The following is a 17,439-nucleotide window of genomic DNA, read 5'->3' as shown; positions in this document are numbered from 1 at the left end:
GGAGCGAGCCTGCTCGCGAAGGCGTCAGTTCAAACACTACCAACCCCACGGGTAGATCCTCGCTCAACCAGCACCGGCGCAAAATCCACCACCCGCGCCGCCTCGTCATCCCCACGCAAACGCCTGAGCAGACACTCGAACGCCCGCGCGCCAATCTCCTGAGTCGGCTGCGCCAGCGCAGTAATCCCGCTGCCGACCAACGGATACCAATCCAGATCATCCAGGGCGATCAATCCGACATCTTCAAACAGCCGCGAGCCAATCGCCCGCAATGCCGTCGTCGCCGCCAGCGCCGCCACGCCGTTGGCGCAGAACAACGCTTTCGGACCGTTACCAGGCGTGTTTAAAAAGGTTTGAAGTTGCGCTTGCAGATCGTCACCCGTTTCCAGCATCGCTCCTGCCAGGTCTGGACGCTGCGCGATCTGTGCCTGAAAACTACTGACCCGCTCGATCCGCGAGCTGGTGCCGTCATACGGTTCGGTGACCAACACCAGATCGCGATAACCGCGTTGCTCAAGATGTGCCAACGCCATGTCTACTGCCTGTGGATTGTTCAACCCGACCATATCGCTGTCGAGCCCGTCCACCTTGCGATCCACTAACACCAACGGCATCTCGCGGCGCAATTCATGCATTTCGTTACGGTGATGGCCGAGGGTATTCACGATCAGCCCCTCGATGTTGTACGAGCGCAGCAGCGCCAGATGCTGGCGTTCCTGCTCGTCATCGCGATCGGTGTTGCACACCACCAAGCTGTAGCCGTGCGCACGACAGGCGGTTTCCACCCCGTGCATCACGGCAATTGAATAGGGGTTGCGGATGTCGGCGACCAACATGCCGATCAGGCGAGTGCGCCCGCGCTTGAGACCACGGGCCATTTGGTTGGGGCGGTAGCCGAGTTCACCAATCGCCTGCTCGATGCGCAGAGCGATGGCATCGGAGAGCAGGGCGCGGTCATCGCCAATGAAGCGCGAAACGCTGGCCTTCGACACTCCGGCGCGTTCGGCGACGTCGAGCATGGTAATGCGGCTGCGCTGGGCGGTGGAAAAGTCGTTCATGACAGGAATGATCTTATTGTTGGTTTGACAAATAAAACGCTGAAACCGGTTTCAGAAGACATCAAACAAAGCACCTGCGTCAAGAAGCATTTGGCATAGCGACCGCACGGGTCTGTTCAAAACCGACGAACGGTCCAGATACCTGTCAGATCTGACAGTATGCAAGTTCACTGTCCGAGCGCCTAATTTACCCATGCGCACCACCACCATTTGCGTAACTAAATGACCGGGCAAATGAATCATGACGATCAGGAACGCGAGCGTAAGAAGCATCGGGATTCTAGCGAGCCCGCTCTCGGTAGAAGGTATTGATGACGGCGATCTCGATGGTTATGTGCCGCGCGATATTTTGCTTAACGGTACGCAGATCATTATTCCCTATTGGCTCGACCCTAGGCCTATGGACGAACTGTGGGTGGAACTGGCGCAGGGCGACGTTGTTACGAGGCTCTACACAGAATTTTACAGTCCGCCACAACCCGCCAAACTGTACTTTCGTTTGACGCCAGCCCACCTCGCAACGGACGGCATTGCTTTTTTATCTTACAAAGTCTGGAAGGCGAGCGGCGGTAATTCGGATCCTTCACCTGAAAGAAAGTTGACCATTGATCACAGGCCCATTGTGGTTCTCGACGAACCTGAATTCCCCCACGCAACGTTGTGGGGTTACTTGAATAATAAAACAGTGCCGTCGTTAACCTCCGGCGCTACCGTTTTGGTGCCCACGGCCGGTGGAGTTGCGGCGACTGGAGATAGAGCAAAGTTATATTGGCAAGGATATTCGAGTTTGAATGGAAGCGGTCCGCCTGTGCCGGAAACATTCGGTGAATGGGAAATAACGCTGGAGCAGAAGCACATCGATGCACATTGGCAATTTGTTGTTCCGTTTGAACCTAACATAAAACCGCTTATTGATAGTGATTCAGCAATCGCACGCTGGCAATTACACAAGGGTGGGCGACTTTATGGCGAGTCGAAAAAAGGTTTAGTGAAAATAGACAGGGTGATACCTGGCGAAACAGGCCCTTTTGGCCTAAATACACAAGGAGATATGGAAATGTCATTTAAATTACAACCCCAAAAAATCAGACCCTTTTCCATGGGGGTTAAAGAGATCGGGCCTTTTTCTGCTATCACAGTGGACACGCTGACTGATAACTATATCGCCAAGAGCGTACTGGACAGCGGGACACTGGTCATTAATCTTGATCGTACCGCCGATGAAGAAGAAGACGATGATGTGGATGTGGAGTTACGAGTAAAAGGTGGGGTTTTTAAGGTTATTGGTACGATTCCGTTGGGACCAATTTCTGCGAGGCCGGCAGGCAAAATCCCGTTAGAGGTTGCCAGCAGCCACTTTCCCGAGCTTCCAACACCGGTTGACCCGACGACTTATGAAATTCAGTTAAAAGTATACAAAGGCGGCGGCGGTATCGAAGACCCGTCTAATATTTTAGAGGTCGTCATCGACCAGACTGCGCCATTCCACACAAAGAATCCGCGAAGAGAAGTTAGGCCTACGCCGCCTCCTGTGTTTGTCAACAAACCAACGGATGCGCAGGTAACCGTGACCGAAGCATGGATGACGCTACCGGCAAACGTAAATGTCAATTGCACCGTGCCTACCGGTTATCCGCAACGGCGAACTGCTGATGACGAGGTTAGCGTCTGGCTTCGCAACGCCACTCAGTCGGTTTTGGTTTTCAACGGTCCCGTACCCGATACTGGCGCAATTTCGTTCCCGAACACTGAGCTTCGCAAGTTTCCGCCGAGAGGGCGGGTCAACATCGTTCAGCAGTACAAAGATCTTCCGGGCAATCTTAGCCTCGAGTCGGCGCCCATCGCGTTTCTGACATTGGCGCTGGCACAAGCACCCGTGGCGAACAAAGCGCCGCTGGTGCCCCGAACCGATCCGAACTACACGACGCCGCTTTATCTGGACGATCTCGCCGGTGGCATCTCTGCCATCGTTGAAAGTGCGTTCATTGATAATGCCGAGACAGGCGATCAAATCCACATAACTATCGAGGATGCCTTCGATGCGACCGTCTTCGTTGACCTCGATCCACAGCCATGGGCCGGTGCGAATCTGACGTTCCCTCTTGCTTATGCTGACCTTGCAACGGTATTTGACGGAGCCAGCGAACCGAAAAATGTCAACATCTACTATACGATCACGCGAACGGGAATGACCACGGATGTACAGTCACCAATCGCCACTTTCATCCTGGCATTTGATTACGCAGGTCCGGTAAATCCGGACCTGCCAGACTTGATCAACTCCGAGCTCGTGCTACCTGTTGTGACCGGTGCGTCCAATACTGCGAACAATCTGTTACCGGGTGATCGAAGTCAAGCTGGCAAATTCAAAGTAACGTTCAAACTTTCGGATCCACCGATTACACCGGAGCAAACCGCCACTTGCTATATCAATGAAATTGCGCTGGAACCCTATGTTCCGTTTGTAGATGAAACGGAGTTTCAAGTCGATATTCCGGCCCGTGTAGTTGCCGGTCTTACCACTCCTAGTGTAAAAGCTCGCTGGACTATTCAGAAGTCCGGTATCGACAAAAACATCATGAGGTCGATGGAGGAAACCGTACTAGTGGCCGGGCTGCCGATTCCTCTGCCAACGCCAACCGTGAGGATTCGGAAACCGGATACACGCCCATATATCGAATGCTATGCAATGAACAGCCCGACCTCTGGATATGACCTGGGTCTTATGATTCCAAAGGATCCGCTGTTGCCGGCGGGCAAAATAATCAAGGTGCATTTTGAGGCGCATAGAAATGCGACGGGTACCGATCTGATTGCCAATACAAAAGTGTCAGCAGATTACACCATCAAGGCCGCCGACGTGCCCGACTTTGCATTAACCGGAACTACCCCTGCCGTGTTCAAGGCTGCACAGCCGGCGAGAGGCGCGGTAGCTTATGGTAAATATTGGTATACGACGGATATCAACGGCGAACAAAGTTCCGTTCCAGTTGTAAGGCTGATAGACACTATCAGCACCAGTTTCACTTATTGCGACGGCACAGCGGCTCCCGCTGTTGCGCCTTAAGCAGTGGCTGTATGAGTTGACGCCGCTAGAGAGCTTTTACGGCTCTCTTGCGGTGTTTTTTTTGATTCCTGAATCGAGGTATTTACGCCTGCTCATGTTGAAGGCGATTCCTCAATTAAATAGGACTTTTCCTACAAAGGTTTCTCGCTTTTCTTATTAGGCTGATGAATGTTTTTAGCGGATGATCAATTCCGCCATTGACCAGTCTCAATAACTCGTGCAGTTGAGGAAATTGCTATGCCGTCGTTTTCTAATTCGAAACATCCCTATGCAATCAAAGGACTGATTATTGCCATCGCAATTGCGTCATCGCCGCAAGCCAATAGTCGGATCCTTTTACCGGGTCAAAGTGAAGAGGTCACCAATCCTCCCGCTCCCGAAGCATGGACGGTGTCTGACGGAGGAACATTGACGATCAACAATGCTGAAGCCCTGACGCTTACCTCATCTAACGCCACCATTGACTTCAATGGCGGCAAAAGCCAGAGAATCAGTACGAGCAACTCAAAGCTGTCGATTTCAGGTGCTACTGTTGAAAGCACGACCGGCCGTGGCGCGATACAACTGATCGACAGTAGTGCAACGATCGATAACAACACAACGATCACCAGTTCGAACAGTTTCGGCCTGTTGGTCGGGCGCAATCAGAATACCCCTGCCGCCTCAAGCGCGACAGTCAAAGGCGGAAGCACGATTACGGGGCGTCCCGGTGGGGCGAACGCCGTGGGCTTCACTACTCTGAATGTAGAAAACTCGACCATACGGGGAACCGGTGCAACCAGTTACGGCGTGCAATTGGGCGGTTCAACACTCACTGCGACGGGCAGTACGCTTTCCGGAGAGCTGGACGGCCTTCAGATCGTCACTGATCCCACCGGCGTCAACTCCAGTATCGTAGCGATCACGGATACCCGTGTGACCGGTGGCACCGGTTCGGCGATCGTGCTGGGTTCCTCCGGTGGTGCCGGTACGGTTGCAACCATCAGCATTCTGGGTAATACGCAATTGATCGGTGGCGACGGCAATGTTCTGCGAGCAGCCAACCGTTCAACGGCCAACCTCACCGTTGATGCAAGCCAGCTGAACGGCAATGTTGTGGCCGAGACGGGCAGTTCGATTTCTTGGCGGATGCGGAACGGCGCGGCGCTGGCGGGGGATCTGCAGAATGTGACGCAAGTCAGCCTGGACTCAGGCAGCTCGCTCAATGGCAATGTTCTGTCCGTTGCAGGAACGGCGTCAAATGTCAGCCTGAACAATAAAGCCCGTCTTACTGGCAACGTGGAAAACGTTGTCGGGTTATCGCTGAACAATGGCAGCCAGATGACCGGCAATGTACTGGCTGACGCCAATGGCCTTGTTGACCTGGACAACAGTTCTGCGCTCAACGGTACTGTCCAGGACGTCTCAAGCCTGGTGCTGAACAATGGCAGCAGTCTCACTGGCGATGTCAGCACGGCTGCCAACGGTGGCGTGCTGCTGGACAATGCTTCTGTGCTGACCGGTCAGGTCAACAATTCAGGCAACCTGACTGTCAATAATGCAGCCCAGTGGGTGATGACTGGCGACAATACCGTGCAACGCCTTGCGCTGGACAACGGCGTTGTTCGCATGGGCACGAACGAGCAGTTTCAGCAGTTGAATATCGGCGACCTGTCTGGTCGCGGCACCTTTGTGATGGGCACGGATCTGGGCAACGGGTCCTCCGACTTTCTGAATGTCACCGGTAATGCCAGCGGACAACACCAACTGCAAATTGCTGCCACCGGTACTACGCCCGTTACTGCCGAAGCGGTGAAGGTCGGCAATATTGCCGCCGGCGATGCCAGTTTCTCGCTGGGTGGTCGCGAAACGGTGGACGCTGGTGCTTTTGTCTATCGGTTGAAACAGGACGGCCAGGGCCTTTTCCTCAACCCGGACAAGGAAACCGTCAGTACGTCGAGCAACACCGCACTCGCGCTGGCAGGGAGCGCGCGCAGCGTATCGAACGCGGAGATGAACATGCTCAATACGCAAATCGGTGATCGTGGCCTCAGTATCCGGCCTGATGCTGCAATGCGAGCAGCCAGTGACAGCGACACGACCAAGTTGAGTAACAGTGTCTGGGTACGCACTTATGGCAACCAATACAACGTCAAGAATGCCTATGGTGATGGTTACACACAAAATCAGACAGGAATTACCGGTGGTGCCGATACCACGGTAGTCATCGGTGGACGCGATGTTCTGCTGGGCGGTTTCGTCGGTTCCAGCCGCACCGAGATGGACCTCAAGTACGGTTCCAAGGCAACGGTCGATAGCTTGAATGCCGGTGTTTACGGCAGCGCATTCGATCCCGAGAGCGGTTTGTTCGTCAACGGTATGCTCAAGCTCAACCAGTTCGACAACAAGGCAAAAGTCACCATGAGCGACGGCACACGGGCCAAAGGCGATTACAAGTCGCTAGGCGCGAGTGCTGCCGTTACCGTCGGCAAGCACATCCGCTTTGCGGACAACTGGTTTCTCGAACCGCAGGTCGGCGTATCTACCGGCGTCACTCAGAGTGACAGCTATAAGCTAGACAATGGCCTTTCAGTCAAAGCAGACACCATGCGATCCATACAAGGAAACATTGGCGTCCGGGGCGGACGGTTGTTGGCATTGGAAGGTGGCGCCTTGCTGGAGCCCAGTGTTTCGCTGGGGGCAAACCATGAGTTCGTCAAAACCAATGAGGTTAAAATCAACGAAGACAGTTTCAATGATGACCGCGCCAGTAGCACGCTGGAATACCGTGCCGGGCTGAAATGGACACCTGCACAGCGAAACTGGCAGGTCGCGGGCGAAATCGGGGGCGGTACGGGCAATACCATCTCCCAGGACTGGAGTGCGAGCCTGAGATTGAGTCATTTTTTCTAAATTCGAATGAGATGGAGAAGCCCTGGTAATGCCGGGGCTATTTTTATTGGAAAAAACTTCGAAAGCCTCAGCCAAACAATCCGGCGGCAATGTTGATCGAGAATCCCAGAATAGCCGTATTGAACACAAACCCGATCAATGACTGTGCCAGCACGATCTTGCGAATATCCCTCGTCGCAACTCCCACATCCGACGTTTGCACGGCCACGCCGATCGTGAACGAGAAGTACAAAAAGTCCCAGTAATTGGGCGTTGTCAGCCCTTCGGCAAAACGCAACGCCGGTTCCGTGCCGCCCCAGGTGTAATACAACCTCGCGTAATGCACGCAGAAAATCACGCCGATGAGCAGCCACGAACCGACCACCGTGAGGGCGGTGAAGCTGTAATGCAGAAGTTTGAGCCTGGTTTCCAGGTCCTTGTTGCCGGCCAGTTCGAGCGTGATGGTCGCCAGGCTCGCCAACGCAGCGATGCATACCATGAACAACACCAGTCCGGCATTCTCGTCTTCGATCTCAGCGATGCGTTTAACGTCCGGTGCCTTGGCGCGCATGGTGAGCCACAGCATCAGGATCAGGTAAGTCCAGACGCCGACGTTCCAGCCAATGAGAATTTTGCTGACGACGGAGTCGGCGGGGGCCAGCAGGCCGGTGGCGAGGCCGAACAGCGCGGCGGCAGAGAGACGAGGATGGGTGCGGGCGAGAAAGCGCATGAGATCTCGATGGGCCGGGATGGTCTGAACACCTTAGCCCAGCGATGACGGACATGACCACATCGCTGAATGTTTGCAAAAACCCTGTGGGAGCGAGCGTGCTCGCGAAAGCGTCGGTACATTCAAAATTGATGTTGACTGATCGGGCGCTTTCGCGAGCAGGCTCGCTCCCACATTGGATCAATGGTGTTTGTTGAATCGTTGTACGAGCTTCATCACAACAACAAAGAACACTGGCACGAAGATGACCGCAAGCGTCGCAGTGATCATCCCGCCAATCACGCCAGTGCCAATGGCTTGCTGACTCGCCGAACTGGCACCCGTGGCGATAGCCAGCGGCACCACGCCGAGAATGAACGCCAGCGACGTCATCACGATTGGCCGCAACCGCAAGCGCGCCGCCTGCAACGTCGCATCGATGAGATCGTGACCCTCTTCACACAAGCTCTTGGCGAACTCGATGATCAGGATCGCGTTCTTCGCCGACAGGCCGATGATGGTGATCAATCCGACCTTGAAGAACACATCGTTCGGCATCCCACGCATCGTCACCGCCAGCACCGCGCCGAGCACACCCAGCGGCACGACCAGCAACACCGAAGTCGGAATCGACCAGCTCTCGTACAGCGCCGCCAGACACAGGAACACCACTAGCAGCGACAATCCGAGAAGAATCGGCGCCTGATTGCCGGACAAGCGTTCCTGCAACGACAGGCCGGTCCATTCCTGGCCCAAGCCTTTCGGCCCCTGTGCCACCAGACGCTCGATTTCCGCCATCGCTTCACCGGTGCTGTGCCCCGGTGATGGTTCGCCGGAAATCGCAATCGCCGGATAGCCGTTGTAACGGGTCAACTGCGCCGGGCCCTGAATCCAGTTGGCCTGTACGAACGCCGACAGCGGCACCATATTCCCGGTGTTGTTGCGTACATGCATTTTCAGCAGATCGGCGACCTGACTACGTTGGTCGCCTTCTGCTTGCACGACAACGCGCTGCATCCGGCCCTGGTTGGGGAAGTCGTTGATGTAACTCGAACCCACCGCAGTCGACAGGACGTTACTTATGTCCGCGAAGGAAACGCCCAGCGCGTTCGCCTGTTTGCGATCAACGACTAGCTGTACTTGCGGCGCTTCGGCCAAAGCACTTTCACGCACATTCATCAATATCGGACTTTTCTCGGCGGCGGCGAGCAATTCGCTGCGCGCCTGCATCAAGGTCGCATGGCCGAGCCCGCCACGATCCTGCAAACGGAACTCGAAACCGCTCGATGTACCGAGACCATCGACTGGCGGTGGCAGGACCGAAAACGCCATGGCGTCTTTGACTTCACTCAAGGCGACGTTGGCGCGATCGGCAATCGAACTGGCGGAATCTTCACTGCCGCGCTGCGACCAATCCTTCAACGTCGAAAACGCCAAGGCTGCGTTCTGGCCGCTACCGGAGAAACTGAAACCGAGAATCACCACGCTGTCACTGATCCCCGGTTCGCCGGCGTTATGTGCTTCAAGCTGCTCGGCCACGGCCACCGTACGATTCTTGGTCGCACCGGGCGGCAGTTGAATGTCGGTAATGGTGTAGCCCTGATCTTCCACCGGCAAAAACGAGGAGGGCAGGCGCGCGAAGCAAAAGCCCAGTCCGACCAGCAGCACGACGTAAATCAGCAGGTAGCGACCGCTGCGTTTCAGCGCAAGGCCGACCCAGCCCTGATAGCGGTCAGTCAGTTGCTCGAAGCGCCGGTTGAACCAGCCGAAGAACCCGGACTTTTCATGATGCTCGCCTTTGGCTATCGGCTTGAGCAAGGTGGCGCACAACGCCGGGGTCAGCGTCAGCGCAAGGAAAGCCGAGAACAGGATCGAGGTCGCCATCGACAACGAGAACTGCTGGTAAATCACCCCGACCGAGCCCTGCATGAACGCCATCGGAATAAACACTGCCACCAGCACCAGCGTGATACCGATGATCGCTCCGGTAATTTGCGTCATTGCTTTGCGCGTGGCTTCCTTGGGCGACAAGCCTTCACTGGCCATGATCCGCTCGACGTTCTCCACCACGACAATGGCGTCGTCGACCAGAATGCCGATCGCCAGCACCATACCGAACATGGTCAACACGTTGATCGAAAAACCCAGCGCAAGCATGGTCGCGAACGTGCCCATCAATGCCACCGGCACCACCAGCGTCGGGATCAGCGTGTAGCGCACGTTCTGCAGGAACAGGAACATCACCGCAAACACCAGCAGCATCGCTTCGCCAAGGGTGTAAACCACCTTGGTGATCGAGACTTTGACGAAGGGCGAGGTGTCATACGGGATCTTGTATTCAACGCCGGCCGGGAAGTAACGCGACAACTCGTCCATCTTCGCCCGCACCAGTGTTGCGGTGTTCAGTGCGTTGGCGCCCGGCGACAGTTGTACGCCAACCGCTGTTGATGGCTTGCCGTTCAAGCGTGTACCGAACTGGTATTCCTGACTGCCGATCTCGACTCGCGCCACGTCGCCGACGCGCACGGTGGAGCCGTCGCGATTGGCCTTGAGCACGATGTCGGCGAACTCTTGCGGCGTCGACAACTGGCCTTTCACCAGAATGGTTGCGGTGATTTCCTGCGACGCCGGTGACGGCAGATCGCCGATGCTTCCGGCGGACACCTGCGCGTTCTGCGCGACGATGGCGGCGTTGACGTCGGCGGGCGTCAGGTCGAAAGCGATCAGCTTCTGCGGATCGATCCAGATGCGCATGGCCCGTTCGGCGCCATACAACTGCGCCTTGCCGACGCCATCCAGACGCTTGATCTCGTTCATCACGTTGCGCGCCAGATAGTCGCTGAGCGCGACGTCATCGAGCTTGCCGTCACTGGAAGTCAGGGTGATCAGCAACAGGAAGCCCGACGAGACTTTCTCGACCTGCAAGCCTTGCTGGTTGACCGCTTGCGGCAGTCGTGACTCGACCACTTTCAGGCGGTTTTGCACGTCAACCTGGGCCAGTTCCGGGTTGGTGCCGGGTTGGAACGTGGCTTTGATCGTGGCGCTGCCGAGGCTGCTCTGCGATTCGAAGTACAGCAGATGATCGGCGCCGTTGAGCTCTTCTTCGATCAGGCTGACCACGCTCTCATCGACGGTCTGCGCCGAGGCGCCAGGGTACACGGCGTAGATTTCGATCTGCGGTGGTGCGACATCAGGGTATTGCGCCACCGGTAATTGCGGGATGGCCAGCGCTCCGGCCAACAGAATGAACAGCGCGACGACCCAGGCGAATACCGGGCGATCGATGAAGAACTGCGGCATAAAAAAGCGTCCTGCTTACTGACCTGAGGTCTGGGCAATGGGAAGAGGGCTGTCGTCGATCTGCACGGTTTCGCCAGGGCGGGCATGTTGCAGGCCTTCGACGACGATGCGGTCGCCCGGCTTGAGACCACCGGTGACGATCCAGCGATTGTTCTGCACCGCGCCCAGTTGCACCGGTTGCTGGGCAACGCGCATCTGCTCGTCGACGGTCAGCACCTGGGCGATGCCGGCGCTGTCACGCTGCACCGCGCGTTGCGGCACGGTAATGCCATTGGCGATCGTTGCCTGTTCCAGACGTACGCGGATGAAACTGCCCGGCAGCAAGTCGAGATCGGGGTTGGGGAATTCGCTGCGCAGGATGATCTGGCCGGTACCCGGATCGACGGTGATGTCGCTGAACAGCAACTTGCCCGGCAGCGGATACAGGCTGCCGTCGTCCTGGATCAGCGTGGCTTTGACCTGATCCTGGCCGACTTCCTGCAACTGCCCGGAGCGGAACGCGCGGCGCAGTTCGTTGAGCTCGCGGGTCGACTGAGTGAGATCGGCGTGGATCGGATCGAGCTGCTGAATCAGCGCCAGCGGGGTGCTTTCGTTCTGCCCGACCAATGCACCTTCGGTGACCAGTGCGCGACCGACGCGACCGGAAATCGGCGCCGTGACGGTGGCGTAGCCGAGATTCAGTTTCGCCCGTTCCACCGCTGCTTTATTCGCCGCTACGTCGGCTGCGGTCTGCCGGGCATTGGCGCGGGCGTTGTCGTAGTCCTGACCGCTGATGGCTTTATCGTCGATCAACTGCGCATAACGCTGCTCTTGCAGTTTCGCCTGAAAGGCATTGGCTTCAGCCTTGCGCAGCGACGCTTCGGCGCTGTCGAGGTCGGCTTTGAAGGGCGCCGGGTCGATGCGAAACAACACGTCGCCCTTTTTCACGTCGCTGCCTTCGCGAAAGGTCCGTTGCAGGACCACGCCGGCGACCCGTGCACGGACTTCGGCAATCCGTGGCGCGGCGATGCGCCCGCTGAGTTCGCTGCTGAGCGTCAGGGGATGCGCTTCGACCGTCTCGATACGCACCGTAGCCGGTGGCGCCTGCACCTCGGCGTCCGACGACGAATCACAGGCACTCAGCATCAGCACCAGCGCGATCGGGCCGAGCCCGGCCAGCAGTTTGTTCGACATGTACAACCCCCAATATTGAAGTCCGCATCCTACGGGCAGACGCCGAGATTAGCGGTGAAGCTTTGTAGGCGCTGTGTGAAATTGTGTAAGGGTTTTGCTCGGGGAGGGGTGAGGGCGTATATCCTGCAAGCCTTGAATTCTTTTGTGACCGTTGAACCGCTTTCGCGAGCAGGCTCGCTCCCACATGGGTTTCGTAAACAATGCAAAACCACTGTGGAAGCGAGCCTGCTCGCGAAACGGTCTGACATCCACCACAGCAATATCTGGATCACCCCATGCCCAACATCCTCCTGGTCGAAGACGACACCGCCCTCGCCGAACTGATTTCCAGCTACCTGGAGCGCAACGGTTATTCCGTCAGCGTCATTGGCCGTGGCGACCACGTGCGCGAGCGGGCACGTGTCAACCCGCCGGATCTGGTGATCCTCGACCTGATGCTGCCGGGCCTCGACGGCTTGCAAGTCTGCCGCTTGCTGCGCGCTGATTCGGCAATGCTGCCGATCCTTATGCTCACCGCCCGCGATGACAGCCACGATCAGGTGCTGGGCCTGGAAATGGGCGCCGACGATTACGTCACCAAACCGTGCGAGCCGCGTGTATTGCTGGCGCGAGTGCGCACGCTGTTGCGCCGCAGCAGCCTCGGCGAGCCGCAGACGGTCAATGACCGGATCGTCATGGGGAATCTGTGCATCGACCTGTCCGAGCGCACCGTGACCTGGCGCGAGCAACCGGTCGAGCTGTCCAGCGGCGAATACAATCTGCTGGTGGTGCTGGCCCGGCATGCCGGTGAAGTGCTCAGCCGCGACCAGATTTTGCAACGTCTGCGCGGTATCGAATTCAACGGCACCGACCGTTCGGTGGACGTGGCGATTTCCAAGCTGCGGCGTAAGTTCGACGACCATGCCGGCGAGGCGCGGAAGATCAAGACCGTGTGGGGCAAGGGTTATTTGTTCAGCCGCTCCGAATGGGAGTGCTGAGCTGATGTTTCGCATCCTGTTTCGCCTGTATCTGGTGACGATCGTCTCCTACAGTGCGGCGATCTATCTGGTGCCGGATCTGGTGGTGATGGCGTTCCGGGATCGCTTCGTCACTTACAACCTCGATTTTTCACGAGGCCTGCAATCGCTGATTACCCGCCAGTTTCACGCGGTGCCGCAAGATCGGTGGCCGGCACTGGCGGCGTCGTTGGACAAGGATTTTCAGCCGCTGCACATTGTCCTCGCTCGAATCGATGACGCACAGTTCACTGACATCGAGCGGGAGCGCCTGCGCCGTAAAGAAAACGTCGTGCGCATCGGCGATTGGGGCTGGCGCACACTGGCGGTAGCGGCGCTGGACGACACCACCGCGGTGAAGATGGTTGTGCCGCCCGATCCGGTTGACGTCGATCTGTTGTACTGGAGCATCAACGTGCTGATCGGCGCGACATTGCTTGCCTGTCTGCTCATGTGGTTGCGTCCGCACTGGCGCGATCTGGAACGCCTCAAAGGTACTGCCGAACGTTTCGGCAAAGGCCATTTGAGCGAACGCACACATATCGCGCCAAGCTCGAACATCGGCAGCCTCGCGCACGTCTTCGACACCATGGCCGGCGACATCGAAAAACTGCTCAACCAGCAACGTGATCTGCTCAACGCCGTGTCCCATGAATTGCGCACGCCATTGACGCGCCTGGATTTCGGCCTGGCGCTGGCGCTGTCCGACGATTTGCCGGCCGCCAGCCGCGAGCGCTTGCAGGGGCTGGTCGCGCACATTCGCGAGCTGGACGAATTGGTGCTGGAGTTGCTGTCGTACAGTCGCCTGCAGAATCCGGCGCAACTGCCCGAACAGGTCGAGGTGTCGCTGGACGAATTTATCGACAGCATTCTCGGCAGTGTCGATGAGGAACTGGAGTCGCCGGAAATCGTCATCGACGTGTTGCTGCACGGTCAGCTCGAACGCTTTTCGCTGGATCCGCGCCTGACCGCTCGAGCGATCCAGAATCTGCTGCGCAATGCCATGCGCTATTGCGAGAAACGTATTCAGATTGGTGTGCAGGTCAATGCCGAGGGCTGTGAAATCTGGGTCGACGACGACGGTATCGGTATTCCCGACGATGAGCGTGAGCGGATTTTCGAACCGTTCTATCGGCTCGACCGCAGTCGTGATCGGTCTACCGGCGGGTTTGGCCTGGGCCTGGCAATCAGCCGCCGGGCACTGGAAGCCCAGGGCGGCACACTGACCGTCGAACCTTCGCCGCTGAGTGGGGCGCGGTTCAGGTTGTGGTTGCCGACGAAAGCCTGAGACTCCAAACGCTGAGTAACTTGTGGGAGCGAGCCTGCTCGCGAAGGCGGCCTATGAGCGACAAATAAGTCGACTGATCCGACGTCTTCGCCAGCAGGCTCGCTCCCACAGGGCTTGAAGTATTCAGGCAAGTTCTGTCGATTGGATCAAGCCGACCCCGGCGCTTTGCATCCGCTCGATCGCTGCCGCCAGTGATCCATCCAGATCGATTGCCCGGCATGCATCGAGCACCACATAGGCATTGAAACCCGCCGCCCGCGCGTCCAGCGCAGAAAACATCACACAGAAATCCAGCGCCAGTCCGACCATGTAAACGGTGTCGATTCCGCGTTCTTTAAGATAGCCCGACAGGCCGGTGGTGGTGCAGCGATCGGCTTCCAGAAGCGCCGAATAGCTGTCGATATCAGGATTGCAGCCCTTGCGGATGATCAACTGAGCGTGCGGCAAATCGAGGTCAGGGTGGAACTCGGCGCCGGCGGTGCCTTGCACACAATGCTCAGGCCATAGCGTTTGCTCGCCGTAGGGTAATTGAATGCTATCGAAGGGTTGCTTGCCAGGATGCCTTGAGGCAAACGAAGCGTGGCCCGGCGGGTGCCAGTCCTGGGCAATGACGACTTGGCTGAACTGGCGGGCGAGCCGGTTGATCAACGGCACGATGAGATCGCCTTCCGGCACTGGCAATTGCCCGCCGGGAATGAAATCGTTCTGCACGTCGATCACTAATAACGCAGCACGGGATGAATCAGGCATTGCGTGTTCTCCTTGAAAACAGTCGCTCAGCATAGTTCAGGACTGCTCATGCGCCGACGCGGCTTTTAACATTTCGCCTTGCTTTCCAGTTCTGGCGCAGCGTCGTGCCCGCTCGTGAGCCGGCGCTTGCTTGCCACGTCCCGAGCGGGTGGCGAACAGTGGTTTGACCGTGTTGTCTGCCAGCCAAGGAACGCGCGATCGGCCAGGACACCACCGGCAAACAACGCTGCCGCGGCGGCACCGATAAACCAGCGACGGCTCAGCCTCGGTTTTTCAGGCGAGGGAATCGCGCCCAGTCGCGCCTGCAACCGTTCGAGCGGTGCCTGTTGCGCAAGTTCTTCATAGGCGTTTTGGTAGGGCAGATTACTGCGACTGAGCCACTGCACGCGCAGGTTGAGCAATGCATCGTCCGCGATGGCCTGTTCCAGCAGGCTGCGTTGCTCGGCGTCGAGTTCGTTGTCGAGCCAGGCGACCAGTTGCTCATCTGAAGGGGCGTTCATGAGTGATCAGTCTCGTTAGAGGTCGGAACCGTGTACAGCGGTGGGTACTCAGCCAGTTTCAACCTGGCGGTGGCCAGACGCGTCATGATTGTCGCGACAGGAACGTGCAGAATATCGGCGACTTCGCTGTAGGAAAAACCTTCGACATAAGCCAGATAAACCGTCTCGCGCTGAATTTCCGGCAAGGCATCCACTCGGCGAATGACCTGCGCAGCCATGACGTGGGGTTTCGCAGCAAAGGCATCGTGAGCTTCTGCGCCATTTCGCGCGGGTTCCTGACGCACCCGGCGCGCGCGAGCTTCGTTGATCCAGATCGAATGCAAAAGGCCCAACAACCATAGTTCCATCCGCATACCGGCCACGTACTGATCTGCGCGTTCGAGTCCGCGCACGCACGTCGCGTGCACCAGATCCTCGGCCACATGCCGATTGCGCGACAACAACAAACCGTAGCGCCACAGTCGCGCCAGATGTTGTCCGAGTTCTGCTCTGAAGGTCTGTTCGTTGATGATGAGTTTCCTTGAAACTGCTCAGGTTTTGGTCGAATCGTTGATGGCTTCGGCCAGGTCGCGGTACTCCTCGCAGGACGTGCCGCAAATCGTTTTGATCTGCTGCAGTTGTTCCTGGGCAAGGTCTACACGCCCTTGGATCACATAGGCCTCACCGAGGTACTCGCGCACTTGCGCGTAACGCGGATCAAGTTTCACCGATTGCAGGTAATACCCGATGCCTTCATCGGTGCGCCCGAGTTTGCGCGTGGCGTAACCGCGGTAGTTGAGGGCCTTGGCGGTGTTCGGTTGTTTCAGCGTATCGAGCAGCGTCAGCGCCTCTTCGTAGCGACCGTCCCTGGCAAGGCGATAGGCGTAGTCGGTACGGTCGGCATCCGGCAGCAGGGTGCTGGTTTGCAGTACGCATTTCTGCGTTTTGCTGTCCCAGACCTGGCCTTTAGGGCATTCGGGTTTCTGCACGGGCGCTTCTTCATCGCCACTGGCCAGGGCCGAGTGGCTGAACATCGCGGCGACCAGCACCAACGGGGCGGCGAACATAACGGAACGGATAGTCATGGGCAAGGCTCCACGGAGTCATGTTTCATGTTGAACAGCTCAGGTGAAATTTTATTCATTGCTTTGTCAGTGACTGTTCAAGGTAAGCGCAAATTCCAGCGCTATGCTCGACAGCGTCTGCCGTCGATCCGAAGTTTTGTCAAAGGGGCGTCGCCATGAGCGATCAAGTCCATCCCTCAGCCCGAAGTGGTTACAAGACCGCTTCCGACATCTACGTCAAAGGCCGGCCGGATTATCCGCCGCAGGTCAGTGAATGGCTGTCTGCGACCCTCGGCCTGGATGGGCACAAGACCGTCATCGATCCGGGCGCCGGCACTGGCAAGTTCACCGGCCGCCTGGTGGCGACTGGCGCGCAAGTCATCGCTGTGAAAAAGGCCTGACTGTCCATGCCGTTTCCAAGTGATCGATAACAACCTGTGCGGTGCCTGGACGCGACATCAGGCTGATGCCGAAATCGATCAACGACTGTTCGGCCTGGAGCATCACCGAAACGGTGTAACCACCAAAAGCGAGCAAAGTCGTGAGGGGCAGGGCGAGGGAGATCATGCGTGCCTTCCTTGGTGCGATGAGAGAGTCGCCACCCTAACGCTTGCGGCTGAATTTGGCCATTGACTCGCCAACAGCGCGCAAGCTACTTTCCATCCCATGACTTCCACCGTATTGC

At 57.5% G+C, this 17,439-nt stretch carries 11 protein-coding genes and 3 pseudogenes; 5 read left to right on the top strand and 9 right to left on the bottom strand.

Annotated features, from left to right (window positions below):
• Nucleotides 1-29 precede the first annotated feature (29 nt).
• Nucleotides 30-1,058: a LacI family DNA-binding transcriptional regulator gene (locus V6F91_RS06365; RefSeq protein WP_332763083.1), complete on the bottom strand. Its 1,029-nt coding sequence runs from the start codon at nt 1,056-1,058 to the stop codon at nt 30-32.
• Nucleotides 1,059-1,299: 241 nt separating this feature from the next.
• On the opposite strand from V6F91_RS06365, the gene V6F91_RS06360 reads away from it, so the two are divergent.
• Nucleotides 1,300-4,125 carry a hypothetical protein gene (locus V6F91_RS06360; protein WP_332763082.1) on the top strand — a complete coding sequence of 942 codons (2,826 nt, stop codon included), beginning with the start codon at nt 1,300-1,302 and terminating at the stop codon, nt 4,123-4,125.
• Between the two features lie 237 nt (nt 4,126-4,362).
• On the top strand, nt 4,363-7,017 hold the full coding sequence (locus V6F91_RS06355) for an autotransporter outer membrane beta-barrel domain-containing protein (protein ID WP_332763081.1): 2,655 nt from the start codon (nt 4,363-4,365) through the stop codon (nt 7,015-7,017).
• Nucleotides 7,018-7,084: 67 nt separating this feature from the next.
• Here the strand turns inward: V6F91_RS06355 and V6F91_RS06350 are convergent, their stop codons facing one another.
• From V6F91_RS06350 to V6F91_RS06340, 3 genes are all read right to left on the bottom strand, one after another.
• Complete coding sequence (locus tag V6F91_RS06350) at nt 7,085-7,726, bottom strand: DUF1345 domain-containing protein (RefSeq protein WP_332763080.1); 642 nt, start codon at nt 7,724-7,726, stop codon at nt 7,085-7,087.
• Between the two features lie 180 nt (nt 7,727-7,906).
• Nucleotides 7,907-11,005 carry an efflux RND transporter permease subunit gene (locus V6F91_RS06345; protein WP_332763079.1) on the bottom strand — a complete coding sequence of 1,033 codons (3,099 nt, stop codon included), beginning with the start codon at nt 11,003-11,005 and terminating at the stop codon, nt 7,907-7,909.
• A gap of 15 nt (nt 11,006-11,020) precedes the next feature.
• Entirely contained in the window at nt 11,021-12,178 is a 1,158-nt protein-coding gene (locus V6F91_RS06340) for an efflux RND transporter periplasmic adaptor subunit (RefSeq protein WP_332763078.1), read from the bottom strand.
• 275 nt (nt 12,179-12,453) lie between these two features.
• On the opposite strand from V6F91_RS06340, the gene V6F91_RS06335 reads away from it, so the two are divergent.
• Together V6F91_RS06335 and V6F91_RS06330 are read left to right on the top strand one after the other, a co-directional pair.
• Nucleotides 12,454-13,155 (top strand): response regulator transcription factor, encoded by a 702-nt coding sequence (locus tag V6F91_RS06335; RefSeq protein ID WP_332763077.1) that lies wholly within the window; start codon nt 12,454-12,456, stop codon nt 13,153-13,155.
• 4 nt (nt 13,156-13,159) lie between these two features.
• Nucleotides 13,160-14,461, top strand: a complete 1,302-nt coding sequence (locus tag V6F91_RS06330; RefSeq protein ID WP_332763076.1) for an ATP-binding protein — start codon at nt 13,160-13,162, stop codon at nt 14,459-14,461.
• Between the two features lie 123 nt (nt 14,462-14,584).
• Here V6F91_RS06330 and pncA read toward each other — a convergent pair whose 3' ends face one another.
• From pncA to V6F91_RS06310, 4 genes and pseudogenes are all read right to left on the bottom strand, one after another.
• Nucleotides 14,585-15,211, bottom strand: coding sequence for a bifunctional nicotinamidase/pyrazinamidase (gene pncA / locus V6F91_RS06325; protein WP_332763075.1), 627 nt, complete (start codon nt 15,209-15,211; stop codon nt 14,585-14,587).
• A 158-nt stretch (nt 15,212-15,369) separates the two neighbouring features.
• Nucleotides 15,370-15,711: pseudogene (locus V6F91_RS06320) on the bottom strand (transcriptional regulator); the annotation flags it as partial.
• Nucleotides 15,708-16,151 (bottom strand): sigma factor-like helix-turn-helix DNA-binding protein, encoded by a 444-nt coding sequence (locus V6F91_RS06315; protein ID WP_332763074.1) that lies wholly within the window; start codon nt 16,149-16,151, stop codon nt 15,708-15,710. The pseudogene V6F91_RS06320 and the gene V6F91_RS06315, both read right to left, overlap by 4 nt.
• Nucleotides 16,152-16,241: 90 nt before the next feature.
• Nucleotides 16,242-16,775 carry a tetratricopeptide repeat protein gene (locus V6F91_RS06310; protein WP_332763073.1) on the bottom strand — a complete coding sequence of 178 codons (534 nt, stop codon included), beginning with the start codon at nt 16,773-16,775 and terminating at the stop codon, nt 16,242-16,244.
• Nucleotides 16,776-16,930: 155 nt separating this feature from the next.
• On the opposite strand from V6F91_RS06310, the pseudogene V6F91_RS06305 reads away from it, so the two are divergent.
• A pseudogene (locus tag V6F91_RS06305) lies at nt 16,931-17,146 on the top strand (class I SAM-dependent methyltransferase); the annotation flags it as partial.
• 31 nt (nt 17,147-17,177) lie between these two features.
• Here V6F91_RS06305 and V6F91_RS06300 read toward each other — a convergent pair.
• Nucleotides 17,178-17,321: pseudogene (locus V6F91_RS06300) on the bottom strand (DUF2834 domain-containing protein); the annotation flags it as partial.
• Nucleotides 17,322-17,439 lie beyond the last annotated feature (118 nt).

The organism is Pseudomonas koreensis, assembly GCF_036668835.1.
Classification (GTDB): Bacteria; Pseudomonadota; Gammaproteobacteria; order Pseudomonadales; family Pseudomonadaceae; genus Aquipseudomonas; species Aquipseudomonas koreensis_I.
Note: the sequence above shows the minus strand (reverse complement) of the source record. Positions and strands in the feature narration are given on the sequence as shown.